This is a genomic window from Pseudomonas nunensis (assembly GCF_024296925.1).
In the GTDB taxonomy this organism is placed as follows: domain Bacteria; phylum Pseudomonadota; class Gammaproteobacteria; order Pseudomonadales; family Pseudomonadaceae; genus Aquipseudomonas; species Aquipseudomonas nunensis.
Genome location: NZ_CP101125.1, coordinates 6,105,735 through 6,132,697, shown reverse-complemented (window position 1 = coordinate 6,132,697; position 26,963 = coordinate 6,105,735). Strand labels below are relative to the sequence as shown.

Annotated in this window: 27 protein-coding genes; 11 read left to right on the top strand and 16 right to left on the bottom strand. The window is 59.9% G+C overall.

Annotation, left to right across the window (positions count from 1 at the left end; all coding sequences use genetic code 11):
* Positions 1-24 precede the first annotated feature (24 nt).
* Genes zur through NK667_RS26915 form a run of 4 tightly spaced genes read left to right on the top strand, consistent with a single transcriptional unit; the run spans position 25 to position 2,827 of the window.
* The gene (gene zur / locus NK667_RS26930; protein ID WP_054048002.1) at positions 25-507 is read left to right on the top strand and encodes a zinc uptake transcriptional repressor Zur; all 483 of its coding nucleotides are present in this window, start codon (positions 25-27) and stop codon (positions 505-507) included.
* Positions 507-1,292: a zinc ABC transporter ATP-binding protein ZnuC gene (znuC, locus tag NK667_RS26925; RefSeq protein ID WP_054048000.1), complete on the top strand. Its 786-nt coding sequence runs from the start codon at positions 507-509 to the stop codon at positions 1,290-1,292. The genes zur and znuC overlap by 1 nt, the downstream gene beginning before the upstream one ends.
* Complete coding sequence (gene znuB, locus NK667_RS26920) at positions 1,285-2,073, top strand: zinc ABC transporter permease subunit ZnuB (RefSeq protein WP_054047998.1); 789 nt, start codon at positions 1,285-1,287, stop codon at positions 2,071-2,073. The genes znuC and znuB overlap by 8 nt, the downstream gene beginning before the upstream one ends.
* Positions 2,074-2,110: 37 nt before the next feature.
* A complete protein-coding gene (locus tag NK667_RS26915) occupies positions 2,111-2,827 on the top strand; it encodes a PA5502 family lipoprotein (protein WP_054617186.1) in 717 nt (238 codons plus the stop codon).
* 121 nt (positions 2,828-2,948) lie between these two features.
* Here the strand turns inward: NK667_RS26915 and katE are convergent, their stop codons facing one another.
* Positions 2,949-5,087, bottom strand: coding sequence for a catalase HPII (gene katE, locus NK667_RS26910; RefSeq protein WP_054617187.1), 2,139 nt, complete (start codon positions 5,085-5,087; stop codon positions 2,949-2,951).
* A 263-nt stretch (positions 5,088-5,350) separates the two neighbouring features.
* Here katE and NK667_RS26905 point away from each other — a divergent pair, with 263 nt between their 5' ends.
* From NK667_RS26905 to NK667_RS26895, 3 genes are all read left to right on the top strand, one after another.
* Positions 5,351-6,358, top strand: coding sequence for a methionine ABC transporter ATP-binding protein (locus NK667_RS26905; RefSeq protein ID WP_054047992.1), 1,008 nt, complete (start codon positions 5,351-5,353; stop codon positions 6,356-6,358).
* The gene (locus NK667_RS26900; protein WP_054617188.1) at positions 6,358-7,032 is read left to right on the top strand and encodes a methionine ABC transporter permease; all 675 of its coding nucleotides are present in this window, start codon (positions 6,358-6,360) and stop codon (positions 7,030-7,032) included. The genes NK667_RS26905 and NK667_RS26900 overlap by 1 nt, the downstream gene beginning before the upstream one ends.
* 77 nt (positions 7,033-7,109) lie before the next feature.
* Positions 7,110-7,883: a MetQ/NlpA family ABC transporter substrate-binding protein gene (locus NK667_RS26895; RefSeq protein WP_054617189.1), complete on the top strand. Its 774-nt coding sequence runs from the start codon at positions 7,110-7,112 to the stop codon at positions 7,881-7,883.
* A 218-nt stretch (positions 7,884-8,101) separates the two neighbouring features.
* Here the strand turns inward: NK667_RS26895 and NK667_RS26890 are convergent, their stop codons facing one another.
* The 5 genes from NK667_RS26890 to NK667_RS26870 are packed head-to-tail and all read right to left on the bottom strand — an operon-like array spanning position 8,102 to position 12,010.
* Positions 8,102-8,737, bottom strand: a complete 636-nt coding sequence (locus NK667_RS26890; RefSeq protein WP_054617190.1) for an SCO family protein — start codon at positions 8,735-8,737, stop codon at positions 8,102-8,104.
* A complete protein-coding gene (gene cyoE, locus NK667_RS26885) occupies positions 8,734-9,633 on the bottom strand; it encodes a heme o synthase (RefSeq protein WP_054617191.1) in 900 nt (299 codons plus the stop codon). Before cyoE ends, NK667_RS26890 begins: the two co-directional genes overlap by 4 nt.
* Positions 9,621-10,700, bottom strand: coding sequence for a COX15/CtaA family protein (locus NK667_RS26880; protein WP_054047982.1), 1,080 nt, complete (start codon positions 10,698-10,700; stop codon positions 9,621-9,623). The genes cyoE and NK667_RS26880 overlap by 13 nt, the downstream gene beginning before the upstream one ends.
* Before the next feature lie 10 nt (positions 10,701-10,710).
* Positions 10,711-11,304, bottom strand: coding sequence for a hypothetical protein (locus NK667_RS26875; protein WP_054617192.1), 594 nt, complete (start codon positions 11,302-11,304; stop codon positions 10,711-10,713).
* Positions 11,270-12,010: an SURF1 family protein gene (locus tag NK667_RS26870; protein WP_054617193.1), complete on the bottom strand. Its 741-nt coding sequence runs from the start codon at positions 12,008-12,010 to the stop codon at positions 11,270-11,272. The genes NK667_RS26875 and NK667_RS26870 overlap by 35 nt, the downstream gene beginning before the upstream one ends.
* A gap of 70 nt (positions 12,011-12,080) precedes the next feature.
* Between NK667_RS26870 and NK667_RS26865 the strand changes: the two genes are divergently transcribed.
* A complete protein-coding gene (locus NK667_RS26865) occupies positions 12,081-12,284 on the top strand; it encodes a twin transmembrane helix small protein (RefSeq protein WP_054617194.1) in 204 nt (67 codons plus the stop codon).
* A gap of 4 nt (positions 12,285-12,288) precedes the next feature.
* Here the strand turns inward: NK667_RS26865 and NK667_RS26860 are convergent, their stop codons facing one another.
* The 4 genes from NK667_RS26860 to coxB all read right to left on the bottom strand — a co-directional run bounded on the left by NK667_RS26860 (position 12,289) and on the right by coxB (position 16,758).
* Positions 12,289-13,176, bottom strand: a complete 888-nt coding sequence (locus NK667_RS26860) for a cytochrome c oxidase subunit 3 (protein ID WP_054617195.1) — start codon at positions 13,174-13,176, stop codon at positions 12,289-12,291.
* A gap of 32 nt (positions 13,177-13,208) precedes the next feature.
* Entirely contained in the window at positions 13,209-13,766 is a 558-nt protein-coding gene (locus NK667_RS26855) for a cytochrome c oxidase assembly protein (RefSeq protein WP_054617196.1), read from the bottom strand.
* 192 nt (positions 13,767-13,958) lie between these two features.
* A complete protein-coding gene (gene ctaD / locus NK667_RS26850; protein WP_054047972.1) occupies positions 13,959-15,548 on the bottom strand; it encodes a cytochrome c oxidase subunit I in 1,590 nt (529 codons plus the stop codon).
* Positions 15,549-15,630: 82 nt separating this feature from the next.
* Positions 15,631-16,758, bottom strand: coding sequence for a cytochrome c oxidase subunit II (coxB, locus tag NK667_RS26845; RefSeq protein WP_054617197.1), 1,128 nt, complete (start codon positions 16,756-16,758; stop codon positions 15,631-15,633).
* Positions 16,759-17,130: 372 nt separating this feature from the next.
* On the opposite strand from coxB, the gene NK667_RS26840 reads away from it, so the two are divergent.
* Positions 17,131-17,781 (top strand): hypothetical protein, encoded by a 651-nt coding sequence (locus NK667_RS26840; protein ID WP_054617198.1) that lies wholly within the window; start codon positions 17,131-17,133, stop codon positions 17,779-17,781.
* 123 nt (positions 17,782-17,904) lie between these two features.
* Here the strand turns inward: NK667_RS26840 and NK667_RS26835 are convergent, their stop codons facing one another.
* The 3 genes from NK667_RS26835 to NK667_RS26825 form a co-directional block, all read right to left on the bottom strand.
* On the bottom strand, positions 17,905-19,431 hold the full coding sequence (locus NK667_RS26835; RefSeq protein ID WP_054617199.1) for a SulP family inorganic anion transporter: 1,527 nt from the start codon (positions 19,429-19,431) through the stop codon (positions 17,905-17,907).
* Positions 19,432-19,520: 89 nt separating this feature from the next.
* Positions 19,521-20,252, bottom strand: a complete 732-nt coding sequence (locus tag NK667_RS26830) for a carbonic anhydrase (protein ID WP_054047964.1) — start codon at positions 20,250-20,252, stop codon at positions 19,521-19,523.
* Positions 20,253-20,494: 242 nt separating this feature from the next.
* Positions 20,495-21,553, bottom strand: coding sequence for a PA0069 family radical SAM protein (locus NK667_RS26825; RefSeq protein WP_054617200.1), 1,059 nt, complete (start codon positions 21,551-21,553; stop codon positions 20,495-20,497).
* Positions 21,554-21,781: 228 nt separating this feature from the next.
* Between NK667_RS26825 and NK667_RS26820 the strand changes: the two genes are divergently transcribed.
* Positions 21,782-22,087 carry a hypothetical protein gene (locus tag NK667_RS26820; protein WP_054617201.1) on the top strand — a complete coding sequence of 102 codons (306 nt, stop codon included), beginning with the start codon at positions 21,782-21,784 and terminating at the stop codon, positions 22,085-22,087.
* A gap of 60 nt (positions 22,088-22,147) precedes the next feature.
* Here NK667_RS26820 and NK667_RS26815 read toward each other — a convergent pair whose 3' ends face one another.
* Genes NK667_RS26815 through NK667_RS26805 form a run of 3 tightly spaced genes read right to left on the bottom strand, consistent with a single transcriptional unit; the run spans position 22,148 to position 25,992 of the window.
* Positions 22,148-23,452, bottom strand: a complete 1,305-nt coding sequence (locus NK667_RS26815) for a c-type cytochrome (protein WP_054617202.1) — start codon at positions 23,450-23,452, stop codon at positions 22,148-22,150.
* A 12-nt stretch (positions 23,453-23,464) separates the two neighbouring features.
* A complete protein-coding gene (locus NK667_RS26810) occupies positions 23,465-25,249 on the bottom strand; it encodes a GMC family oxidoreductase (protein WP_054617203.1) in 1,785 nt (594 codons plus the stop codon).
* Between the two features lie 2 nt (positions 25,250-25,251).
* Complete coding sequence (locus NK667_RS26805) at positions 25,252-25,992, bottom strand: gluconate 2-dehydrogenase subunit 3 family protein (protein WP_054617204.1); 741 nt, start codon at positions 25,990-25,992, stop codon at positions 25,252-25,254.
* 297 nt (positions 25,993-26,289) lie between these two features.
* Between NK667_RS26805 and NK667_RS26800 the strand changes: the two genes are divergently transcribed.
* On the top strand, positions 26,290-26,937 hold the full coding sequence (locus NK667_RS26800) for a phosphatase domain-containing protein (RefSeq protein WP_054617205.1): 648 nt from the start codon (positions 26,290-26,292) through the stop codon (positions 26,935-26,937).
* The last annotated feature ends 26 nt before the right edge of the window (positions 26,938-26,963 follow it).

Below are 26,963 nucleotides of genomic sequence, written 5' to 3'. Positions count from 1 at the left end.
CTCTCACAAAACTCGTCGCCGCTCATGCCTAAAACACCGATTGCCAGCCGTCCCCACGACCACTCCCATTGCGTACATAGCGCATTGTCAGAGGCCGATGCCCTGTGCGCACGTCAAGGCCTGCGCCTGACCGCCTTGCGCCGGCGGGTGCTGGAACTGGTGTGGCAAAGCCATAAACCGCTGGGTGCCTACGACATTCTGGCGGTACTCAGCGAGCAGGATGGTCGCCGCGCCGCGCCGCCGACCGTGTACCGCGCGCTGGATTTCCTGCTGGAAAACGGCCTGGTGCATCGCATCTCCTCGCTGAACGCCTTCGTTGGCTGCAACCACCCGGAACACGCCCACCAGGGCCAGTTCCTGATCTGCCGCGAATGCCACGCCGCCATCGAGCTGGAACAAAAATCCATCAGCGACGCGATCGTGATCAGCGCCAAGGATGTCGGATTTATCGTGGAAGCCCAGACCGTTGAAGTGGTCGGGCTCTGCTCGGGTTGCCAGGGGGCTTGATGAGCAACGCGCTGATCCGTCTTGAACAGGTTGCCGTCACGTTTGCCGGGCAAAGCGTGTTGGAGAACATCGACCTGAGCGTCGAGCCGGGGCAAATCGTCACCCTGATCGGCCCCAACGGGGCTGGCAAAACCACGCTGGTGCGCGCCGTGCTCGGCCTGTTGAAGCCGGACAGCGGCAGTGTCTGGCGCAAGCCGAAGCTGCGCGTTGGTTACATGCCGCAAAAACTCCACGTCGATCCGACTCTGCCGCTGTCAGTGCTGCGCTTCTTGCGTCTGGTGCCGGGCGTGGACCGTGCGCGGGCCCTGGCGGCGCTCAAGGAAGTCGGTGCCGAGCAGGTGATCGACAGCCCGGTGCAAAGTGTTTCCGGTGGCGAAATGCAGCGTGTGCTGCTGGCCCGGGCACTGCTGCGCGAGCCGGAATTGCTGGTGCTCGACGAGCCGGTGCAAGGCGTCGATGTGGCCGGCCAGGCCGAGTTGTACAGCCTGATCACACGCCTGCGGGACCGTCACGGTTGCGGCGTGTTGATGGTTTCCCACGATCTGCACCTGGTGATGAGCACCACCGACCAGGTGGTTTGCCTGAATCGCCACGTTTGCTGCTCCGGGCACCCGGAACACGTCAGCGGCGATCCGGCGTTCGTCGAGCTGTTCGGCAAGAACGCACAAAGCCTGGCGATTTATCACCACCATCATGACCACGCCCATGACCTGCATGGTTCAGTGGTCAGCGCGGCCCCGTCGGCCAAACCTCACGTTCACGGAGATAGCTGCAAGCATGGCTGATTTTCTGCTCTACGCCCTGCTTGCAGGTCTGGCCCTGGCGCTGGTCGCGGGCCCTCTGGGTTCATTCGTGGTCTGGCGCCGCATGGCGTATTTCGGCGACACCTTGTCCCATGCTGCGCTGCTGGGCGTGGCCCTGGGCTTTCTGCTGGATGTCAGCCCCACGGTCGCCGTCACGGTCGGCTGCCTGCTGCTGGCGGTGTTGCTGGTGACTTTGCAGCAGCGCCAACCGCTGGCGTCCGACACGCTTTTGGGAATTCTCGCACCTAGCACGCTCTCGCTGGGCCTGGTGGTACTAAGCTTCATGCATGAAGTGCGGATCGACCTGATGGCCTATCTGTTCGGTGACCTGCTGGCGATCAGCCCGACCGATCTGGCCTGGATCCTCGGCGGCAGCGCCGCGGTGCTGGCGTTGCTTGTGACGTTGTGGCGGCCATTGCTGGCGATCACCGTGCACGAAGAATTGGCCACGGTGGAAGGCTTGCCAGTAGCGGCGTTACGCCTGACCCTGATGCTACTGATCGCCGTGGTGATCGCCGTGGCGATGAAAATCGTCGGTGTGTTGCTGATTACTTCGCTGTTAATTATTCCGGCGGCTGCGGCACAACGTCACGCCCGCTCGCCGGAGCAGATGGCACTGGGCGCGAGCCTGCTGGGCATGCTCGCGGTGTGTGGCGGGCTGGCGTTGTCATGGTTCAAGGACACCCCGGCGGGCCCGTCGATTGTGGTGACGGCCGCCGCGCTGTTTCTGCTGAGTTTTGTCCTGCCCCGTCGAGGGGTGTAGACTTGCTCGTTTTTTGCGCAAATAGAGAGTCGCAGGAATGAAGCCGTTCGCCTCCCGTTATCTGCTCCTTGTCGCATTTTCACTGCTGCTCGGCGCTTGCCAAAGTACGCCACCGGCGGCCCCCGAGGTCCCCGATGCGCGGGCTGCGGCCATCGCACAACTGGAACAAAACCTGGCCAGCAGCGAGCTGGCCACTGCCGAAGATCAATTGGCAACCTTGCAGGCTGAGTCGCCCAACGACCCATCCCTTGTGCAATACCAGCGTCAACTGGCCGAAGCCTATCTGCAACGCAGCCAGATCGTGCTGCAGAAAGGCGATGTGAATGCCGCCGCAACTGCGTTGAGCCGCGCCCGGGCATTGATGCCCAAGGCTCCGGCGCTGACCGGTGGGGTCAACAACGCCATCGTCAATGCACGTAAGGCTGAGCTGGATAAAGCCGAAGCGGCGCTAATGGCGGCCGAAGCCAGGCCGAAGGCGAAGTTGATCGACCCAACGGCTGAAAGCACCACGATTGCGCTGAACATCAACGATATGGGCAAACTTCGCAAACAACTGGATGCCATCGCCACGGATGTGGTGAATTATCAGTGTGAAGTCAGCCTGCAGGTACCGCGTACCCAGGATTACCCTTGGCTGGCCACGTTGCTGACCAAACGGGTGAAGAAGCTCGATTCGGAGTTTGACCTGACGCTGGAAAAACATATTCTGCGCAACATTCCGGCGCAGATGATTTTGAGTCCGCGTAAGCCATAAAAAGCTTCGCGGGCAAGCCTCGCTCCTACAGGTTCGCGTTGTTCACGATATTGGCGAACGACACATATCCTGTAGGAGCGAGGCTTGCCCGCGAAGGCGTCCTCATTAGAGATACAAACCTTTAGGCCGGAATCGCCTTGGCCTTAGGCTCCCGATCCCAAACCCGATGCTGCCCAATCGCGGCAAAGAACGCCTTGAACAACTTGGCATCAGCGCCAACGATCAACCCCGCATCCGCCTCCAGTTTCAACACGTCCAGCAACTGCTTGGCTTCGCCATGCAACGCGATTGCCTTGAGGTGCTTGTACGCCTCCAGCACGTAATGCAGCGCCACGCCATCGGTGCTCAACGACTTGATCGACGCCGCGCCGCCCGGCACAAACACCGCATCGAACGCCACGGACGGCAAGCCTTCCATCGACGCATCCACTGGCAGTGACTTGCCATCAGCCGTCGTGACCGGTGCAGACGTCGGGCCGAGCAATTTCGCGTGCGCACCCTCGGCCGCCAATGCTTTCTTCAGCGCGTCAATCGCCGCACCATCGACGCCGTTGGCAGCAAGAATCGCCACTTTGCGCGTCTTGATGTTTTCTGGCAGCAAATTGGCCTGACTCAGCGCCGGAGAGTGATCCAGCGAGGTTTTGCGCACCTCGACCGTGCCGGCTTTCGGCGCTGGCAGACCCAGGTTCTGCGCGACGCGCTTGGCCAGTTCCAGGTCGATATTGGCGAGGATTTCATTGACCTGCCGCTCGCGAATCCACAACCGCTCAACCTTGCCCAGCTCAAAGCTGTAGGCGGCGATGATGTGTTCCTGCTCGTGCTTGCTCATGCTCTTGAAGAACAACCGCGCCTGCGAGAAGTGGTCGCCAAAAGACTCGCTGCGCTGACGGATCTTGTTCGCGTCGATGCGCTCCGGGTACGTCTCGAAACCACCGTCCTGCGCTGCTGGTGGTGTTTCTTTCGGCCAGCCGCCGTCAATCGAGTTCGGCTCGTAGGACGCGCGACCCTTGTCGATGGTGGTGCGGTGCAACGCATCGCGCTGGCCGTTGTGGAACGGTGCGACCGGACGGTTGATCGGGATTTCGTGGAAATTCGGCCCGCCGAGTCGGCTGATCTGCGTATCGGTGTAGGAAAACAACCGGCCTTGCAGCAGCGGATCGTTGGAGAAGTCGATCCCCGGCACGATGTGCCCCGGGCAAAACGCGACTTGCTCGGTTTCAGCGAAGAAGTTGTCCGGGTTGCGGTTCAGCACCATTTTGCCCAGCGGCGTGATCGGAACGATTTCTTCCGGGATCAGCTTGGTCGGGTCGAGGATGTCGAAGTCAAAGCTGTGCTCGTTCTCTTCCTCGATGACTTGTACGCCCAGTTCCCACTCCGGGTAGTCACCGGTTTCGATGGCTTCCCAGAGGTCGCGACGGTGGTAGTCAGTGTCTTTACCGGCGAGCTTCTGCGCCTCATCCCACACCAGCGAGCAAGTGCCGGCGGTAGGGCGCCAGTGGAATTTGACGAAGCGTGATTTGCCTTCGGCATTCACCAGGCGGAACGTGTGCACGCCAAAACCCTGCATGCTGCGCAGGCTTTTCGGGATCGCCCGGTCAGACATGGCCCAGATCACCATGTGCGCGGATTCGGGTTGCAGCGAGACGAAGTCCCAGAACGTGTCATGGGCCGAGCCACCGGTAGGAATCTCGTTGTGCGGCTCGGGTTTCACTGCGTGGACGAAATCGGGAAACTTGATCGCGTCCTGAATGAAAAACACCGGCATGTTGTTGCCCACCAGGTCGAAGTTGCCTTCGTCGGTGAAGAACTTCACGGCGAAACCTCGTACGTCGCGCACGGTATCGCCTGACCCGCGTGGGCCTTGCACCGTGGAAAAGCGCACGAAGACCGGGGTTTTCTGTCCCGGGTCTTGTAGGAATCCGGCCTTGGTCAGGACCGAATGGTTTTCGTAGGTCTGGAAGAAACCATGGGCGCCGGTGCCACGGGCGTGGACGATGCGCTCTGGAATGCGTTCATGGTCAAAATGCGTGATCTTTTCACGCATGATGAAGTCTTCCAGCAGCGACGGCCCGCGGGCGCCGACCTTCAGGCTGTTTTGGTTATCCGAGACCTTCACGCCCTGGTTGGTGCGCAGGGCTTGCCCGGTCGCGTCAGAGCGGAATGTTTCCAGGCTTTCGAGCTTGGTGTTTGTGTTGCCACGGTCCAGGGTATCGGTCCCGGCCAGGGCGCTTTTTGGGGTGGCAGGCTTTTTAGTACTCATCAGTCGTAAACTCCTCGTTCGATTCCCGCCGTAGCCAGGACTCTTGTGCATTCCCCAGGCACGGCACCAGGGGCGTTTTCGAGTTGCCTTATTAGTGACTGATGACGTTTTTAGCCGTTCCTTTTTTCTGACCTTTGATCGCGTTATTGCCAAATCGAAGGTTGAATGCGGAATAAATGCTAATAACCTCTATACGGACAGGCTAAAATGCGCGCCCGGCTAACCGCTGATCCTTTTCCAACGCGCCCCACAAGGTTCGCTACGTGATCGAGTTTCAAAACGTCCATAAGACTTACCGCGTCGCCGGTAAGGATATTCCCGCCCTGCATCCGACCAGTCTGACGATTGAGAACGGTCAGGTCTTCGGTCTGATCGGCCATTCTGGCGCGGGAAAAAGTACCCTGCTGCGTCTGATCAATCGCCTGGAGAATTCCAGTGGCGGCAAGATCTTCGTCGATGGCGAAGAAGTCACCGCGCTGGATGCCAACAGCCTGCGGCGTTTCCGTCAGCAGGTCGGGATGATCTTCCAGCACTTCAATCTGCTGGCGTCCAAGACCGTGGCCGACAACGTCGCGCTGCCGCTGACGCTGGCCGGTGAACTGTCCCGCAGCGAGATCGACCAGCGTGTGGCCGAGTTGCTGAAGCGCGTTGGTTTGTCCGACCACGCCAAGAAGTACCCGGCGCAATTGTCCGGCGGCCAGAAGCAGCGCGTCGGCATTGCCCGGGCCCTGGCGACCAAGCCGAAAATCCTGCTGTGCGACGAAGCTACCAGCGCTCTCGACCCACAGACCACGGCGTCGGTCCTGCAATTGCTGGCCGAGATCAACCGTGAGCTGAAACTGACTATCGTATTGATCACCCACGAGATGGACGTGATCCGTCGAGTCTGCGACCAGGTAGCGGTGATGGATGCCGGCGTGATCGTCGAGCAAGGTTCGGTGGCCGAGGTGTTCCTGCACCCCAAGCACCCGACCACCAAACGCTTCGTGCAAGAAGACGAGCAGATCGACGAAAGCGAACAGCGTGACGACTTTGCCCACGTACCGGGCCGCATTGTGCGTCTGACGTTCCAGGGCCAGGCGACCTACGCGCCATTGCTGGGTACCGTCGCTCGGGAAACCGGTGTGGACTACAGCATCCTGGCCGGTCGTATCGATCGCATCAAAGACGTCCCTTACGGGCAACTGACCCTGGCCGTCACCGGCGGTGACATGGAAGCGGCGTTCGGCCTCTTCACCGCGGCTGACGTTCACATGGAGGTGCTGCGCTAATGGATGCCTTCATGAGTTTCTTCGCCAATATCGACTGGTTCGAAATCTGGCTGGCCACCGGCGACACAATGCTGATGCTCGGCGGTTCGCTGTTGTTCACGATTTTGCTTGGCCTGCCGCTGGGCGTGTTGCTGTTCCTGTGCAGCCCACGGCAGTTGCTGGAATCCAGAGGTGTCTACGCCGTGCTGTCGCTGGTGGTGAACATCCTGCGTTCGCTGCCCTTCATTATCCTGTTGATCGTGATGATCCCCTTCACCGTGCTGATCACCGGCACCTCGCTGGGCGTTGCGGGCGCGATTCCACCGCTGGTGGTGGGCGCCACGCCGTTCTTCGGGCGACTGGTGGAAACCGCCCTGCGTGAAGTGGATCGCGGCATCATTGAAGCGACCCAGGCCATGGGCGCGACGACCAAGCAGATCATCATGAACGCCCTGCTGCCAGAAGCCCGTCCGGGCATTTACGCGGCGATTACGGTGACGGCTATTACACTGGTGTCCTACACGGCGATGGCCGGTGTGGTCGGCGCCGGTGGTCTGGGCGACCTTGCGATCCGTTTCGGCTACCAGCGTTTCCAGACCGATGTGATGATCGTCACCGTGGTGCTGTTGCTGGTGCTGGTGCAAGTGCTGCAAATGGTTGGCGACAAGCTGGTCGTGCATTTCTCCAGGAAATAAACAGTTCTCGTAAACATGAAATGAGCCGGCCATTCGCTGGCAGGCGCCAAACGCGCGCCTCACAAGGAGTTAGCTGAATGAAAAAACTACTCGTCGCATTGGCTGCCGTAGCCGCATTTTCCGCCCACGCCGATGAAACCCTGACCGTTGCGGCCACTCCGGTTCCGCACGCGGAGATTCTGGAGTTCGTGAAGCCGGCCCTGGCCAAAGAAGGCGTGAACCTGCAGGTCAAGGTGTTCACCGACTACATCCAGCCGAACGTGCAGGTTGCCGAGAAACGCCTGGACGCCAACTTCTTCCAGCACCAGCCGTACCTGGATGAGTTCAACAAGGCCAAGGGCACCAATCTGGTTGCCGTTGCCGGTGTGCACCTGGAACCGCTGGGCGCTTACTCCAGCAAGTACAAAGCACTGACCGAACTGCCAGGCGGCGCCAACGTGGTGATCCCGAACGACGCCACCAACGGCGGCCGTGCGCTGTTGCTGCTGGCGAAGGCTGGCCTGATCAAGTTGAAGGATTCGAACAACATTCTCTCGACCACCAAAGACATCACCGAGAATGCCAAGGACCTGAAATTCCGTGAACTGGAAGCCGCGACCATCCCGCGTGTGCTGACCCAGGTCGACCTGGCGTTGATCAACACCAACTACGCGCTGGAAGCCAAGCTTGATCCGTCCAAGGATGCGCTGGTCATCGAAGGCAACGACTCGCCTTACGTGAACATCCTCGTGGCCCGTCCGGACGACAAGGACAGCGAAGCGATGAAGAAACTGGTTGCTGCGTTGCACAGCCCGGAAGTGAAAGCGTTCATTCTCGAGAAGTACAAAGGCGCGGTATTGCCGGCGTTCTGATGTTCAAGGGGACGCAGAGCGTCCCTGGCTGCATTCCCACGCAGAGCGTGGGAACGATAGGGGCGCATTTGATGCGCCCCTTTTTTTGTGCCTGAAACACCGACCCCTGTGGGAGCGGGCTTGCTCGCGAATACGGTGTGTCAGCCACCATAGATGTCGACTGAAACGCCGCTTTCGCGAGCAAGCCCGCTCCCACAGGAGGGCTGTGTAAAGCCTAATTAGTTGCGCTTGAGCATCACCGGCAACTGCGCCACCAGTTTCACGTTGTTCAACGGTGCGCGAATAAACCCGCGCTGGGTGCCGTCCGGCCCGATCACCGCGAGGTTGCCGCTGTGATCCACCGTGTAGTTCGGCTTGCTGGTGTCCGCCGGAATAAACGGAATACTCACCGCGTTCGCCAATTTCTGGATGTCATCCACCGAAGACGCAGTTAAACCCTGGAACTGCGGATCGAAGTAACCCAGGTACTGCTTGAGCTGCTTGGGCGTATCGCGGTTCGGGTCGACGCTGACCAGGATGACCTGCAACTTGGCCGCTGCTTCTGGCGGCAGTTCACTTTTGATCTGACGCAACTGGGCGAGGGTGGTCGGGCAGATATCCGGGCAGAAGGTGTAGCCGAAGAACAGCAGGCTCCACTTGTCTTTCAGCTGGTTGACTGTCACCGGCTTGCCGTCCTGGTCGGTCATCGTCACGTCCGGCAGGTTACGGCTTTGCGGCAGCAGGATGATCCCTGCGTCGATCAATGCCGTCGGGTCACCCTGGCCTTTGCCGGACAGCACCTTGTTGACGGTCAGGCCCAAAACCAGCGCGATCAGGGCGACGAGGATGAAGACGGTTTTCTGAGTTCGAGTCATAGGTTCAACAGTAAGTAGTGGTCTACGAGCAGGGCGATAAACAGCAGGAACAAGTACCAGATAGAGTACTTGAAGGTGTTGATCGCCGCGTGCGGCCGAGTGCCACGGTACAGCACCACGGCCCATTGCAGAAACCTCGCGCCCAGTCCGAGGGCGCAAACCAGGTAGAGCACACCGCTCATGTGAATCACGAACGGCATCAGGCTGACCGCCAGCAGCGCGAAGGTATAAAGCAGGATATGCACTTTGGTGTAGTGCTCGCCATGGGTCACGGGCAACATCGGAATGTCAGCCTTGGCGTATTCCTCCTTGCGGTGAATGGCCAGGGCCCAGAAGTGTGGCGGGGTCCAGGCGAAGATAATCAGTACCAGCAGCAACGGTTCGGCGCCGATATGCCCGGTCGCCGCAGTCCAGCCGAGCAGTGGCGGAGCTGCGCCGGCCAGCCCGCCGATGACGATGTTCTGCGGCGTTGCACGTTTGAGGAAACCGGTGTAGACCACCGCGTAGCCGAGCAGCGAGGCGAGGGTCAGCCAAGCGGTCAGCGGATTAGTGAAGGCCAGCAGGAAAGCTTGCCCCAGCACCGCCAGCACCAAGGCAAACGTCAGCGCCGCTGCTGGCGACACCCGGCCTTCAGCCAGTGGCCGCTTGTGGGTTCGGGCCATGACCGCATCGATGCGCCGGTCCACCACATGATTGACCGCCGCTGCGCCCCCGGCACACAGCGCGATCCCAAGATTGCCGAATATCAGCACCGTCCACGGCACCCCGGCGCGGGTCGCGAGGAACATGCCCACCAAGGAGGTGATGAGCATCAGCACCACCACTTTGGGCTTGGTCAGTTCCAGATAGTCCCGCCAGATCGCCTGACTGTGACGTTCGCCGATCAGAATCGCCATGGCATCTCTCCTTTTATTGTTATGGGCCCGGCTGAATGTTTACGCGGGCTGAAGCGCCAGCGTGCAGGAGCTTGTTGCTTGACCCGAACCAGACTGGTCCGCGCGTGATAATTGACCAGCACCATCGTCAGTAACAGCGCCGCACCGCCCGCATTGTGGGCGACGGCGATGGGCAGCGGCAGGTGAAACAGTACGTTGCTGATGCCCAGGGTGATTTGTGCGCCGAGGGCGATCAGCACCAGGCCAGCCAGGCGCGTCATGCCGACCACTTTCAGTTGCCAGGCCAGGCCGAGCAGCACCAGCGTCACCAGCAAGGCGCCGATGCGGTGGGTCAGGTGAATCGCGGTGCGAGCATCGCTGTCCAGTTGCCCTCCGAGGTAATTCGGGCCGATGTGTTGGGTCAGGTGAAAACCGTTGGCGAAATCAGCCGGAGGCAGCCATTGACCGTGGCAGGTCGGGAAGTCGATGCACGCCACCGCCGCGTAGTTGGAACTGACCCAGCCACCGAGGGCGATTTGCAGGATCACCAGCAGCAATCCGGCGGTTGCCCAGTACTGCAAACGCTTTGGCACCGTCAGCGCCGGCAATACTCCAGACAGCCGCAGCGTCAGCAAAAACAACAGGCTCAAGGTCGCAAAGCCGCCGAGCAAATGTCCTGTCACCACCTGCGGCCAGAGCTTGAGCGTCACCGTCCACATGCCAAACGCCGCTTGGGCGAACACCACGCCGAGCAGAAATAGTGGCAATTTCACCGGTTGCCCCGGATGCCGACGGTGCACCCAGGCGCGACCGGCCAGTACCGAAATCAACAGCCCCAGGGTGCCGGCGAAGTAGCGGTGGATCATCTCGTTCCAGCCCTTGTGGGCCACCACTGGCGTATCGGGGAAATGCAGTTCGGCATGGGCCAGCTGTGCTTCGCTTTTCGGCACGCTGATAAAGCCATAGCAACCCGGCCAGTCCGGGCAGCCGAGGCCGGCGTGGGTCAGGCGGGTGTAGGCGCCGAGCAACACCACAATCAGTGCCAGCAAGGTGGCAAACAGCGCGAGGCGAAATCCAGGTTTGGCCATGACGATGCCCTTATCCGATGTTCGACAGTTTCAGCAGATGACGCAGATCGTTCAGCAGGTCCTTGCCCTTGACCGTCGGGTCGTAGCGCAGCACCAGATTGCCGTGTGGGTCGATGATCCATAGCTGCGGCGCAGTCTTGTCGCCCGTGGTCTTACTGAACGTGGTCAGGTCCATCGGGTAGCGTTGCAGTTGCGGATACTCGCGGGTCAGCTTGGCTTCGTAATCGCTGCTCAGCGGTTGCGCGGCAGCCAGTGCATGACTGGCGCGGGAGGCATCGCGGCCGAGGCCGATCTGGATTTGCCGCGCCAGATACACCAATTGCTGGCAGTCCACCGAGCAATCCTTGGGCGCGGTCACCAGCATCTGCCAGCGGTCTTCTTGCGCCTGCACGCCGAGGTCAGCGCGGGTCTGGCCGTTGCCGATCAGTTCGCCGTGATAGCTGCGGCCCTCTGGTACCCAGAAATTCAGCTTGTACATGCCGGTGGCGAGGATCATCGGACCCACCACGCCCAGCACAATCAGCAGCAGTTGCAGGCGACCCTTGCGCCGACTCGCCGGCGGTTTCGTCTCAGACATGCTGGGTGGATTCATGGCCGCTCCCATGGTGTTTCTCCTTTGCGTTGTGCCAGCCGAGATAGATAAAAAGGCCGAGCAGGGCGATCGCCATGGCGAACCACTGCACGGCATAAGCGATGTGTTTTTCCGGCCCCATGGCCACCACCGGCCAATCGGCCTGGTAGGACGCAGGCCCGGATTCTTCACGTACTTCGTAGGCGAAGCCTTCGCGGTTCAGTGCGGTCCAGAGCTTGGCCGGCTCAATGGCGGTCACCAGTTGCGGCCAAGTGGTGGTGCTCGGATCGGCGTGCAATTGGAAGGTTGTACCGGGGGAAACGTAGACCCACGCGTCGAGGCTCAAGGCTTCGGCGGGTGTCTTGAATTGCGGCGGGGTGCGCCGGTCCGGCCACGGCAGCCAGCCGCGATTGACCAGCAGCCAGAGCCCGGTCGCCTGATCGTGGAACGGTTGCAGCAACTCGACCCCGACCTTGCCGTCGCGCTGGCGGTTGTCCAGCAACAAGCTGTGCTCGGCGTCGAACTGACCGTGCAGGCGCACCCGGCGAAAGGCTGGATCTTGTGTGTTCAGCAGCTCGGAACTGGCCATCGGTTCGGCCGCCCGGCGCTCGGCGTAGCTTTGCAGCAGCGCGCTTTTCTCTGCGCCCCGGCTCAACTGCCAGAACCCGAGTGACACCAGCAGCGGCAACAGCAGCGCGACTACAATCGTCGGCACGATGCCCGGCCGGAAGCGCTTCATGACAGCGCCAGAAAGTCGGTGATCGCGATAGCTATACTCAAATGCATCGCCTTTCCCCCGGAGTCTCACCATGCTCAAAGCAGCCATCGTCCTGATGCTGATTGCCACGGTTGTCAGCCTGTTCAGCGGCCTGTTTTTTCTGGTCAAGGACGACAGCAGCTCGAACCGCCTCGTCATTGCCTTGAGCATTCGTGTTGCCTTGGCCGCCATCACCGTCGGCTTGATCGCCTGGGGCTTTTTCAGCGGCCAACTGGTTTCTCACGCGCCGTGGTAACGCCTCACAGCACGTAGACGAAAACGAACAGCCCGATCCACACCACATCGACGAAGTGCCAGTACCAACTCGCCGCTTCGAAGCCGAACTGGTGCTCGTTATCAAAGTGCCCGCGCATGACCCGCATCAGCATCACGAACAGGATGATGGTGCCGATGGTGACGTGGGCGCCGTGGAAACCGGTGAGCATGAAGAACGTCGCGCCGTAGATGCCCGAACCGAGGGTCAGCCCCAGTTCGTGGTAGGCGTGCATGTACTCCTCGGCCTGCAGGGCGAGGAAGCCGCAGCCCAGCAACACGGTGATCGCCAGCCAGATTTTCAGTGCACCGCGATGGCCCTTTTTCAGCGAATGGTGGGCGATGGTCACGGTGACGCTGGAGCTGACCAGCAAAATGGTGTTGATCAGCGGCAGGCCCCAGGGGCTGATGACTTCCTTGGGCGGTGGGAACAATTTCGGGTCCGGGGTGTGCAGCAGCGGCCAGGTGAACTGGAAGTTCGGCCACAGCATATGAGCGATGCCTTTCGGGCCTTCGCCCCCCAGCGCCGGGCCGGAAATGTGCCGCACGTAAAACAGCGCGCCGAAGAAGGCGATGAAGAACATCACTTCGGAGAAGATGAACCAGCTCATGCCCCAGCGAAACGAGCGGTCCATTTGCGCGCTGTACAAGCCGCCGCGACTTTCCTTGATCACTGTGCCGAACCAGCCGAACAGCATGTAAGCCAGCAGCAGGCCGCCGACGAAAAAGATCAGCGGGCCGTGGGATTCCGGCCGCGCTGCCTTCAGGTCGTTGAACCAGGTCGCCAGACCGAACACGGTGACGAACATGCCGACCGTGGCGATGATCGGCCATTTGCTCTGGGCCGGTACGAAATAGTGTTCATGAGTTGCCATTTATTGTTCTCCTTATCGGGCACGCTTAACGCCTAGCCGCCGGTGCTTGCAGCAACAGCCACGGGCGGATGACGTGCGGTGATATCGAACAGCGTGTAAGACAGCGTCAGGTGCTTCACTTCCTTGGGCATGTCACGGTCAACGATGAAACGTACCGGCATCTCGATCCGTTGACCGGGCTGCAGCACTTGCTGGGTAAAGCAGAAACATTCGGTCTTGTGGAAATACGCCGCCGCTTCGCTGGGCGCGATACTCGGCACGGCTTGTGCGCTCATCGGGTGATCGGTGGGGTTGTACGCGACGAAAATCATCTCGTTCACCGCCCCCGGATGCGCTGTCAGCTCATTCCCCTTGGGGTAGAACTCCCAGACCATGTCGGCGTTGTTCATCGACAGAAACTGCACACGCACCTGGCGTGAGGTATCGACCACTTGCTCGCCTTCGTACTGCCCGGAGGTTTTGCCGTTGATGCCGAACGCCTTGCACATCACGTCGTAGATCGGCACCAGGGCAAACCCGAAGACAAACATGGCGACCACCACCAGCAGCAGGCGCGTGACAAGCTTCTTCAGCGAAATGGAATCAGCCATGATTTCTACCCCCACCGCTTAACCCTGTGGCGAGGGGGTTTACCCCCGTTCGGCTGCGCAGCAGTCGTAAAATCAGCGATTGCGATCTGCCTGATACACCCCGGTCACAGGTTTTGGGGCCGCTTCGCGACCCAACGGGGGTAAACCCCCTCGCCACAAAGGCTTGGCCTGCTCCCACACAGGGCTGGGTGTTCATTTCACTTCCGGCGGCGTGGTAAAGGTGTGATACGGCGCCGGTGACGGCACGCTCCACTCCAGGCCTTCGGCACCATCCCACGGTTTGGCCGGTGCAGGCGGGCCGCCGCGGATGGTCTTGATCACGATGAACAGGAAGAACAGCTGCGTGGTGCCGAACATGAACGCACCAATCGACGACACCATGTTGAAGTCGGCGAATTGCAGGTTGTAGTCCGGAATCCGTCGCGGCATGCCCGCCAGCCCCACGAAGTGCATCGGAAAGAAGGTCAGGTTCATGCCTACGAACGACAGCCAGAAATGCAGCTTGCCGAGGGTTTCGTCGTACATGTGTCCGGTCCATTTCGGCAGCCAGTAGTACGCCGAGGCGAAGATCCCGAAGATCGCCCCCGGCACCAGCACGTAGTGGAAATGCGCGACCACGAAGTAGGTGTCCTGGTACTGGAAGTCCGCCGGCGCGATGGCCAGCATCAGCCCGGAGAAGCCGCCGATGGAGAACAGGATCACGAACGCCACCGCGAACAGCATCGGCGTCTCGAAGGTCAGCGAGCCTTGCCACATGGTGCTCGCCCAGTTGAAGACTTTCACCCCGGTCGGCACCGCGATCAGCAACGTGGCGTACATGAAGAACAGCTCGCCCACCAGCGGAATGCCGACCACGAACATGTGGTGCGCCCAGACGATAAACGACAGGAACGCGATGCTCGCCGTGGCGTAGACCATCGAGGTGTAGCCGAATAGCGGTTTGCGCGAGAAGGTCGGGATGATCGAGCTGACGGCGCCGAAGGCCGGCAGGATCATGATGTACACCTCGGGATGCCCGAAGAACCAGAACACATGCTGGAACAGCACCGGGTCACCGCCACCGGCGGCACTGAAGAAACTGGTGCCGAAGTGGATGTCCATCAGCATCATCGTCACGCACCCGGCCAGCACCGGCATCACTGCGATCAGCAGGAACGCAGTGATCAGCCAGGTCCAGACGAACAGCGGCATTTTCATCAACGTCATGCCGGGGGCGCGCAGGTTAAGGATGGTGGCGATCACGTTGATCGCACCCATGATCGAACTGATCCCCATCAAGTGAATGGCGAAGATGAAGAACGTCACGCTTTCCGGGGCGTAGGTCGTAGAGAGCGGGGCGTAGAAGGTCCAGCCGAAGTTCGGTCCGCCGCCGGCGGTGAACAGGGTCGACACCAGCAGGATGAACGCCGCCGGCAACAGCCAGAAGCTGAAGTTGTTCATCCGTGGCAAAGCCATGTCCGGCGCGCCGATCATCAACGGGATCATCCAGTTGGCGAGACCGACAAACGCCGGCATCACCGCACCGAACACCATCACCAGGCCGTGCATGGTGGTCATCTGGTTGAAGAACGCCGGTTCGACGATTTGCAGGCCGGGCTGGAACAGCTCGGCGCGAATCACCATGGCGAACGAGCCGCCCAGCAGGAACATGGAAAACGCAAACCACAGGTACAGCGTGCCGATGTCCTTGTGGTTGGTGGTCAGCACCCAGCGCATCAGGCCCTTGGCGGGGCCGTGGGCGTGGTCGGTGGCGTGACCATGATCATCGATGACAGCACTCATGGCCGTTCTCCTGAGAACGAATGGGCTGGGCAGGCCGGGGCGCGCTGCCCCGACCGGTTCCTTACGTATGCGATAGACCGGGTCATTTGCTTTCCGCCTGTTTCAGCTCCAGCACTTCTTTAGGCGTGACCATGTCGCCCTTATTGTTGCCCCAGGCGTTACGTTCATAGGTCACGACCGCTGCGATATCGACTTCCGAAAGCTGCTTGCCGAACGCGGCCATGGCGGTGCCGGGTTTGCCGAAGTACACACGGTGCAGGTGATCGGCTTTCGGCCCGGTGGCAATCGGCGAACCTTTGAGCGCCGGGAACATCGGCGGCAAGCCCTGGCCTTCGGCCTGGTGACAGGCCACGCAGGTGGTGTGGTAGATCTTGTCGCCGCGCTCTTTGAGCTCGTCGAGGGTCCATTCCTTGCTGGTCAACTCTTTGAGCTGCAGGGCTTCAGCCTTGCGCTCGGCCATCCACTTGTCGTAGTCGGCCTTTTCCTTGACCTCGACCACGATCGGCATGAAGCCGTGATCCTTGCCGCACAACTCGGCGCACTGGCCACGGTAGATGCCGGGCTTGTCGACGCGGGTCCAGGCTTCGTTGACGAAACCCGGAATCGCATCGCGCTTGACCGCGAAGGCCGGCACCCACCACGAGTGGATAACGTCAGCCGAGGTCACCAGAAACCGGATCTTGGCGCCGATCGGCAGCACCAACGGCTTGTCGACCTCGAGCAAGTAATGTTCGCCCTTGGCTTCCTTGTTGTGGATCTGATCTTGGGGCGTGGCCAGGTTGCTGAAGAACTCGACGTCCTGGCCCAGGTATTTGTAATGCCACTTCCACTGGTAGCCGGTGATCTGGATATCGATATCCGGTTCACTGGCGTCGTACATCTTGATCAGGGTCGCAGTAGCGGGAACCGCCATGGCCACCAGGATGATGAAGGGCACGATGGTCCAGAGGATTTCGACGGTGGTGCTTTCATGAAATTTGGCGGCCACCTGCCCGGTGGAGCGACGGTGGACCATCATCGACCAGAACATGGCGCCGAAGACGATGATGCCGATGACTACACAGATCCAGAAAATGGTCATGTGCAGGTCGAATACTGCGTGACTGATTTCAGTCGCTCCTGGCGCCATATTCACAGTCCAGGCCGCTTGTGCCTGGCTGAAAATTGACCACAACAGGAGGCCCATCCAGACGTGTGGATGTCGCATCATTGCGGGTTCCCCTTATCGTTCTTGTTATCCCGCCGGCTAACACCAGCGGCAAGGGAGCGGCTTTTTCAGACTACGAACTTGAATCGCCGAGCCTTGCTGCACATGCAGTCGGGCGTCATCAGCTAACTCCATTCCCACCCGAGTATAGACAGCGACTGTCACCTCGCAATGTGAGGGCGTAAATGATCTGAAACAGCTGGGACTTGCGCTCAAGGCCACGAATGGAGAACGATGCGCGACGAGTGGTGGCAAATCGATATAACTTTGGTGTCTCAAGGATGAAACAATTATGACAAATGCGTCTTAGCAACTTTCATAAGCCAGCTAAGTTATGTCTTCCCTATTTCATTGCCTTTGTTTCCTGGAGTTTTCATGAACACCGCCGCATTGCGCGAGCAGATCCAAAAAGCCCAACAACACGAGGCCGAGACCGGCCTGTTAACTCGTCAACTGGAAACCCAACTGCCGCACCTGCACGCTGCCATCCAACTGCCGGACGTTGACGCCAACGGCGTGATGACCCGGTTTGTGGCCGCATACATCGAGCAAGTGCCGGACCTGCTGGACGCCGCCAATGATGTCGCACGGGAAGCGGGCATCGAATCGCAGATCAAACCGGTGCTGAAAATCGCCGAGCAGTTTTTCCTCCAGCCGCCGGCGATCATGGCCGGGCATATCGGCCTGGACAGCCTGCTGGACGAAGCGTATCTGGCGCATCGGTTGGTCGAAGAGGTCAATGACCTGTACATCAAGCATTTTGGCCAGCCACTGATCCCATTGGACATGACTGTCGCCAACCTGATTGCCCACCAATTGATCGGCGAAGAATTCGCCAACCAACTGGATGAGGCGGTGCATCACGCTGTGGACGAGATGCTTAACGAAGACAGTTTCGCGCTGGAATCGGTGGAGGCCTACCGCGAGAAACTCAACAGCCCGGACACCGGCGCCGCGTGGAAGCGCTGGCCGTGCCTGTCGCGCCAGTTAGGCGTGGGCCTGGAGCTGGATCAGCCGGCGGCTTGATCCAACAGTCGCTACCGAACCCCTGTGGGAGCGGGCTTGCTCGCGAAGACGGCCGATCATTCAACATCAATGTTGACTGACACACCGCCTTCGCGAGCAAGCCCGCTCCCACATTTGGTTTTACTATCCGGCTGAACCTACGCCGCTGGTGGTGCGCAATCTGCCTTCCAATCTGCGCTTCAACCCCCGCGCTTCAATCAGCAGCTTCGAACCCTTCGCCGCATTCGCCCGGCCCCACTCCTCAAGCAACTCCAGACACGAATGGTCGATGTAGCTCAGGTTATTGAGCGGCACATGCACCGTTGCGCCTGCTGGAATGCTGCCCAGCACCTGGGTCAGCGCCGGGACTTTGAGAAAGGTCGCCGCGCCGATCAAGCGCAGTTCCATTTCGCCGTCCTTGGGCAGGTCGATCAGGCTGATTTTCAGTCGCGAAGCTTTCCACGCCAGTTTGGCCAGGGTCAGGCCGAAACCGATCAGCACGCCGGTCAGCAGGTCGGTGAAGATGATCGCCAGGGCAGTCGCCGCGTAGGTGAACATCGGCATCCGGCCATAACGGCCCAAACCGCGAAAGGCTTTGAGGTCGACCAGTTTGAAGCCGGTGTAGACCAACACACCCGCGAGGCTCGCCACCGGAATGCTTTGCAGCACGCTGGACAGCAACAGCACGAACGCCAGCAGCCACAAGCCGTGGAAGATCGCCGAGTAGCGTGTGGTGGCACCGGCCTGGACGTTGGCCGAACTGCGCACGATCACGCCGGTCATCGGCAGGGCACCGAGCAAGCCGCAGAGCATGTTGCCCACGCCTTGCGCCGACAATTCCCGGTCGAAGTCCGAACGCTCGCCGCTGTGCATGCGGTCCACGGCGGCGGCCGAGAGCAGGGTTTCGGCGCTGGCAATAAAGGCCACGGCAAACGCGGCGATCAGGATCGTCGGATCGGCCAGGTTGAGCAGGTCCGCCGGTTTCAGCCAGTCGATGGCTTCCGCCAGATTGGCCGGCACTTCCACGCGTTTGACCTGCAAGGCGAGCATCAGGCTGGCGACCGTCGCCAGACCGACACCGAGCAAGGCTCCGGGAACGAAGCGCAGGGAGTGGGGGCGGAGTTTTTCCCACAGCCACATCACCGCAATCGTCGACAGCCCGAGCAGACCGGCCTGCCAGCCAAAGGACGGCAAGGCTTGGAGCACCGCAGCCGGGAAGGCCGCGAGGTTATCCAGCCCCGACGGTTTGGGCACGGCGTCGAGCATCACATGCACTTGGGATAGCACAATCAACACGCCAATCCCGGCGAGCATGCCGTAGACCACCGCCGGCGCCGTCACCCGGAACCAGCAGCCCAATTTGAAGCGCCCGGCCAGCAGTTGCAGCAAACCCGCCAGCAGCAGGATCGGTCCGAGCATGGCAACACCATGCTGGCGCACCAACTCGAACACCAACACCGCCAGACCTGCGGCCGGGCCACTGACTTGCAGCGGTGAACCGGCTATCCAGCCCACCACCAGCCCACCGATGATCCCGGTGATCAGGCCTTTGGCCGGCGGCAACCCCGAGGCGATGGCGATACCCATGCACAAAGGCAGGGCGACGAGGAACACAACCACGGACGCCAGCAGCTCCCGTGGCAGAACAGCTTTCAGTTGCGCAGCACGCATAGGGATTCTCCCGAATTTTTTTCAGGCGTGGCAAAGCCAGGCTGCTGAATGAGCAGCCATGGCTAAACCACACAGGGATTTAGGAGGGTCTAGAAGCGCGCTTTAGGCGTCGCCACCGGAATCGGATGACTGCCATCCAGAGGCAGGAAACACCCCTGATCCGCGTCATAAGCTCGGATTTCGCTGGTTTCGATGCTGTAGACCCAGCCATGGATAAACAGCTGACCGTTGGCCATGCGCGAGGCCACCGATGGATGCGTGCGCAGATGCTGCAGTTGGGCGATCACATTCTCTTCGGTGAGGATGTGCATGCTTTCGCTTTCATTAGCGCAATTGCAGTTTTCCTGGACCATGGTTTTCGCCACTTCGGCGTGCCGCAGCCAGGCTTTGACCGTGGGCATTTTTTCCAGGCTTTGCGGGTTAAGCACTGCGCGCATGGCGCCGCAATCGGAGTGCCCGCAAATGATGATGTGTTGCACGCCCAGGGCCAGCACCGCGTATTCGATGGCGGTGGAAACACCGCCGTTCATTTGCCCGTAAGGCGGCACAACGTTGCCGACGTTGCGGGTCACGAACAGGTCGCCTGGGGAGCTTTGGGTAATCAGCTCCGGCACGATGCGCGAATCGGCGCAGGTAATGAACATTGCCCTGGGATTCTGGGCCGTGGCGAGTTTCTTGAAGAGTTCTTCCTGCTGCGGAAAGATCTCGTGATGAAAATGCAAAAAGCCGTCAACGATATGCTGCAGCGCTGCATCGGCGGATTCCGCCTCGGGGAGCGCTTGCGCCGACGCAGCCAACGGCTGTTTATCCTTGTCACTCATGATTCATCCTCTTTGACGGAGTGGGGAAAGTGTCCCGTTTTATCCGATATGAAGCCAGTGGCTGTTTAAAAAACGTCCAGGTCGTAAATCCAGACCCGTCAGTCACTCGATGAACAAGGTAACCGTCGAAACTTAACTCAAACTGAATCAACCGCTCTAGAACGTGTGTTCCAGGTCACAAAAAACGTGACTGGGTAATGGCATCTTGCTTTCCCCGCCACTCAACCTTAGGCCAATTGTCCTCAAATCAAAGACATTTGGCGACCCGGCGGACAGAAGGCATCGCAGTCCAGATTAAACCCTTCACGCCGATTGAGCCCCAGGCGCTTAATGGCTTTTGCGAAACGTTGCGCCAGTAGATCGGCGAACGGTCCTTCACCACGCATCCGCGAACCAAAGCGGCTGTCATAGAGCTCGCCACCACGACTCTGGCGGATCAGGCTCAGTACATGGGCCGCGCGTTGCGGGTAATGAGCGGCCAGCCATTCTTCGAACAGCGGTGCGACTTCGAGCGGCAAGCGCAACATCATATACGCCGCGCTTTGGGCGCCGGCAGCGTGAGCCTCGGTGAGCAGGCTTTCGAGTTCGCTGTCGTTGATCATCGGAATCATCGGCGAACACAGGACTCCTACCGGGATCCCCGCCTCGCGCATTACCCGGATTGCCCGCAACCGGGCCTTGGGCGCCGCGGCCCGGGGTTCGAGGATGCGCTTGAGCTCATCGTCCAGGGTGGTGAGGCTGATCATCACCGCCACCAGCCGCTGTTCGGCGAGCTCGGCCAACAGGTCCAGATCGCGCAGGATCAGCGAGCCCTTGGTGATGATGGTCACCGGATGACGGTAGCGCAGCAGCACTTCCAGAGTCTGTCGGGTGATTTTGTGTTCGCGCTCGATCGGCTGATAGGGATCGGTGTTGGAGCCCAGATTGATCGGCGCACATTGATAGCCGCGTTTGCTGAGTTGTTCCTCCAGCACGTCGGCGGCGTTGGTCTTGGCGATCAGCTTGGTTTCGAAATCCAGCCCCGGCGACATATCCCAATAAGCGTGGCTGGGCCGCGCGTAGCAATAGATGCAGCCGTGCTCGCAGCCGCGATAGGGATTGATCGAACGGTCGAAGGGCAGGTCCGGCGAATTGTTGCGGGTGATGATGGTTTTCGCCGTCTCGATGCGCACCTCGGTGCCTTGGGTCAGCGGCGCTTCCTGATACCAACCGTCATCCTCGGCCACCGAACGGTTCGGCGCGAAGCGGTTGTGCGGATTGGTGGCGGTGCCGCGGCCGCGTGGCGGAAGAGGAGTGATCATGATTCATTGCTCCGAGCTGTATACCTATACAGTATAGGAGCCCTGAGAATACGGCCAGTGCCGTTCGGCAATCTGTCGCACCAAAGCGGTTTTTGCATTGGCCGAGTAATAACGAGATATGTCGTCATCATGGGAAACATATAAACAGTAGGTTGTTGCGTCGTGGGGTAAGTAGTATCCGTCGCACACGAAAACCTTCGTGTACTACTTATTAAATGGAATTAATAAATGTCTATGTTTAATCAGCGCGGTATTTTTTTACAATTGTTGACACCGAGTATCGTCAACCCGAACGAATCGCAAGTGTCTATGCAACTTGCACGTAAGGAACTGGGCTGGGACGCTGTCAATGATGAACAGACCGAAGCCCTGGTGGATTCCGTCTATGTCACGGCAGTCTCGGCGGATGGCGGCCGATCCTTCAGCATCCGGACCGTACGCAGTGATGTGGACGGTGACGGTGATATCGATAGCGATGACAAGGAAAAGCTGCTGGTTCTGGCCAAGGCCTATTCCGCTATCGTCAATCCTTGATCTTAGAAAGTTGATTAAACCTGCATGATCACTCATGCAGGTTCAGTTCATCACGACAGCTTAGTTATGCTGAGTGAGTTGGCCAAGATCGTCGCCGGAAGTTGTCTTCATATCATCCTTGCGCAGTTTGGCTACATCGCCGGATTTTACCGTCGTTCCTTTATTGCCCCAACTAGTGCTGATGAAGGTAACAACATCCGCCACTTCCTGATCCGACAACCGCCAGGCAAATCCCGGCATGGTGAAGGTCGATGGCGCCGTGTGCGTGGCCGGCAATGTGCCGCCCTTGAGCACGATGTGAATCAGCGACGTTGGGTCCTCCGACTGCAATACCGAGTTGCCCGCCAACGCCGGGAACACCCGCGTATAACCGTGACCGTCGGTACGGTGGCAGGCCGCGCAGTTGTCGATGTACACCGAAGCGCCTGGCTTGCTGTCGTCACCTTTCCATAGCGCCTGGGCGACTTGTTTGTCGTACTGGTGCGGCTGGTCGTTGGGGTCATTGGCCGGCAGGGACTTGAGGTAACGGGCGATCGCGCTCAGATCGGCATCGGTCATGTACTGCATGCTGTGGGTGACCACATCGCTCATGCCGCCGAATACCGCACTGCGGTCGCTGCGCCCGGTCTTGAGGAATTGCACCAGTTGCTCTTCGCTCCAACTGCCGAGGCCGTCCTTGTGATCACCGCGAAGGCTTTTCGCGATCCAGCCTTCCAGTGGCGCACTGCCTGACAGAAACGTACTGCCTTTGCCGGCATTCAAGGATTTTTCCTGCATGGTCAGGGCACGCGGCGTATGGCAGGCGCCGCAATGTCCCAGGCCTTCCACCAGATAAGCCCCACGACTGACCACGGCATCTGCGCCGGGCGCTGCTTTGTAGTCCGCCACCGCTGGGGCAAACATCCAGCGCCAACCCATCAGCGGCCAACGCATGCTCAACGGCCAGGGAATGTCGCTGGCCTTGTTGTCCTGGGCCACCGGTGCCACGCCGTGCATGAAGTAGGCGTACAAGGCTTGCATGTCGGGTTCGGTGACGCTGGCGTAGGACGGGTACGGCATCGCCGGGTACAACGTGCTGCCGTTTTTGGCGACGCCATGCCGTACGGCTTTGTCGAAGTCTTCGAAGCTGTAGTCGCCCAGGCCGGTTTTGTCCGGGGTGATGTTGGTGGAGTAGATCGTGCCGATCGGCGTTTCCATCGGCAAACCGCCAGCGAACGGCTTGCCGTCCTTGGCGGTGTGGCACGCCACGCAGTCGCCGGCACGGGCGAGGTATTCGCCTTGTTTGATCAGATTTTGATCAGCTTCTGCGGCATTGATCGAGCCGCTGCCGAGCAGGGCCAAAGTCGCGATAACGAGTGCTTTCATGGTCATCGCTCCTTAAGCCTGAACCAGCGGGCCGGGGTTTTTCAGGTACTGCTCACGGATCGCCCGGGCCGACCAGTAGGTCAATGCGGCGACCAGGCCCGTAGGGTTGTAGCCCAAGCCTTGTGGGAAAGCCGACGCGCCTGGGACGAATACGTTGTGCACGTCCCAGCTCTGAAGGTATCGGTTCAGGGCGCTGGTTTTCGGATCGGTGCCCATGATTGCGCCACCGTTGAGGTGGGTGGTCTGGTAAGACGCGGTGTTGAAGTGATCACCGACCTTCTTGCCGATCACGGCGATGGCTTTCGGGCCCATCGCTTCGGCGATCTTGCCCATTTTCTCGACCATGAAGCGGTTCATCTTGATGTCGTTTTCCTGCCAGTCGAAGGTCATCCGCAGCAGTGGCAAGCCGTAGGCATCGCGGTAAACAGGGTCGAGATCCAGGTAGTTGCCACGGTAGGACTGATGCGCGCCGTGGGCGTCCATCGACACCTGGTGAGTGTAGTAATCCGCGGTGGCGCGTTTCCAGGCGCTACCCCAAGCCGGAGTGCCGGGCGGGTTGGAGGTCCCGGCGATTGGCCGGCTGCCGGCCTGGTTGACCCACATCGGCGAGCCGCCGACGAAGCCGTGCGGCCCGTGGTCGAAGTTGTCGGCATTGAAGTCATCGATCGCCACGCCATTACCGCCGGCACCGATGAAGTTGTTGGTGTGGGTGTCCTTGTCGAAGAACGCCTTGATCGTGGCCATGTTCTGGTAGGCGAAGTTCTTGCCGACCACGCCTTCACCGCTGATCGGGTCGTAAGGCTTGCCGATGCCGGAGAGCAACATCAATCGCACGTTGTGGAACTGGAACGCGCCGAGGATCACCAGATCTGCCGGTTGCTCGATCTCCCGGCCCTGGCCATCGATGTAAGTCACGCCGGTGGCTTTGCTCTTGGTGCTGTCGAGGTTGACCCGCAACACGTGGGAATTAGGCCGCAGTTCGAAATTCGGCAGCGGCTTGAGCGCCGGCAGAATGTTCACGTTGGGCGAAGCCTTGGAGTACATGTAGCAAACGTAGCCGCTGCAAAAACCGCAGAAGTTGCACGGGCCCATCTGGGCGCCGTAGGGATTGGTGTACGGGCCGGACGTATTGGCCGACGGCAGGTTGTAGGGTTTGTAACCTACGGCTGTGGCGGCTTTCTGAAACAGCTGTGCGGAAACCGTGTTCTTCTGGGATTCCAGCGGAAACGGGTTCGAGCGATCCGGCGCGTAAGGGTTGCCGCCCTTGCCTTCGCCGACCCGTTGACCGTTCACCGTCCAGGCCTGACCCGACGTACCGAACACCTTCTCGGCGTAATCAAAAAACGGTTCCAGCTCTTCATAGCTGACGCCGAAATCCTGGATGGTCATGTCCTTGGGGATGAAGCTTTTGCCGTAGCGTTCTTCGTAGTGGCTGCGCATCCGCAACTCGATCGGATCGACCCGAAAGTGCACGCCGGACCAATGCAGACCGGCGCCGCCCACACCGTTGCCGGGCAGGAAGGCTCCGAGCTGACGGTTCGGTAGCGCGATGTCATTCACGCTATGGCGAATGGTCACCGTCTCTTTGGAGATGTCCTGGAAAAGTTTCTTACGCACGCTGTAGGTGAGTTCGTCGATCACCTGCGGATAATTGCCGTCAGGGTAAGTGTCCTGCATCGGTCCGCGCTCCAGCGCCAACACGTTCAGGCCTGCTTCTGTCAGCTCTTTGGCCATGATCGCGCCGGTCCAGCCGAAACCGACGATCACTGCGTCGACCTTCTTCATTACCGTTGCCATGCTTATGCCCTCTCGCCGCGAATCGAAACTGCCGGGAAGGGGTATTGCTCGTTGCGTTCCACCCAATCCATGAAATCGGCGCGGGCGCCGGGGAAGCCGATCATGGTCCAGCCGACCATGCCTTTGTTGCCACCGTGGATCGGGTCGCAGAAGAACCCTTCTTTGGTGTTTTGCAGCAGCAAGTTGAAGAAAATCTTCGACGGCACGCTGTCGAACTCAGGTTTTCCGGCTTCGAGTTGCTTGAGTAAATCGTCTCGGGTAGCGCTGTCTTGCTCAGCAAATACTTTACCGTTGAAGGCTTTCGACCAAGCATCCGTTGCGGCAATGCCCAGGCGATAGATCTCTTTGGGCACGAGCTTGCTCTGCCAGCCCATCTCCGCCGGAGCGTCGGCGTTGAACGGGCCTTGCATGAACCACAGGGCGCCGGCGGCGTACGGGGTGTTCATCTGCCGGTCGATGTATTCCGGCACGCCGGCTTCCAGAGCGCCTGGCCCTTGGGCATCGTTTGGGATCAGTTGCGCGACGGCAGCCTTGATAAACGTCCATTCTTCGGCGGTGAAGTAGGTCGGTTCAAAGGTGCTGGTGCTGACGGGTGTTTTGCCGGGATTGGCCGGCGCCGGTTCTGGCGCGGCGAGCAGGACGGAGCTGCCCAGCGCAGTGCTGGCGACGGTGACCACCGGGATCAAGGTCAGGGATTTGCGCAAAAACTCACGCCGCGGGTTGTCTCGATCTTGATCAGACATGGGGGGGGCACCTCATCAGGCGTTGATGGTTTTTTTGCCATTTCGGCGAACGGCTTTTCGTTTTGGCAGGAATGCAGGTCTTCAGCGATCGGTGAGAGCGCCGCACGTCTGCAAACTTTGGTAACAAATGGTAGCAGGCTAAGTATCAGGTTGAACCGATTCAGCTGAAATAAACCGGGCTTTTGCGACGAAAGTCGATGGATTCACGATTCTTTGACAGGCGGCTCACAACGCGTTGACCGCTCAAGACTGAAGCTGACCGTCATTAATCCGCTTCTTCCTTTACGGTCGCCCAGCATGCCCAACACCCGTCTAGTCCCCGCGATGTGCCTGTCGTTGATTGCCTTTTTCAATCTGTCACTGGCCTGTGCCGACGACGCCACATCGTCGCGACCTGCTGAATGGGCGCAATCGGTGGACGCGAAATACAACCTCTACCAGATGTCACCGACCCTCTACCGCAGCGCATTGCCGGACAGCGGGGTCGTACCGTTGCTGGAAAAACTCAAGGTGGGCACCGTCATCAGTTTCCTGCCGGAGTCAGACAAGGGCTGGATATCCTCGCCTGACATCAACCTGGTCCAACTGCCTTATCGCACCAATCACGTGGATGACGCACAGGTGATCGCGGCCCTTCGCGCGATTCAGGCCGCCGAGGCCAAAGGTCCGGTGTTGATGCATTGCAAACACGGTTCCGATCGCACCGGCCTGATGGCGGCGATGTACCGGGTGGTGGTGCAAGGTTGGAGCAAGGAAGACGCACTGAATGAAATGACCGAGGGCGGTTTTGGTGACAGCACCCACTTCAAGGATGGCGTTCGCTACATGATGCAGGCCGATGCCGACAAATTGCGCACGGCGTTGGCCAATGGTGATTGCAGCACTAGCCCGTTCGCCATGTGCTCGATGCAGAGCTGGTTCAAATCGGCGAATGTCGAAAAGTAGGAAATTTCAATGCTGCAACCCTGTGG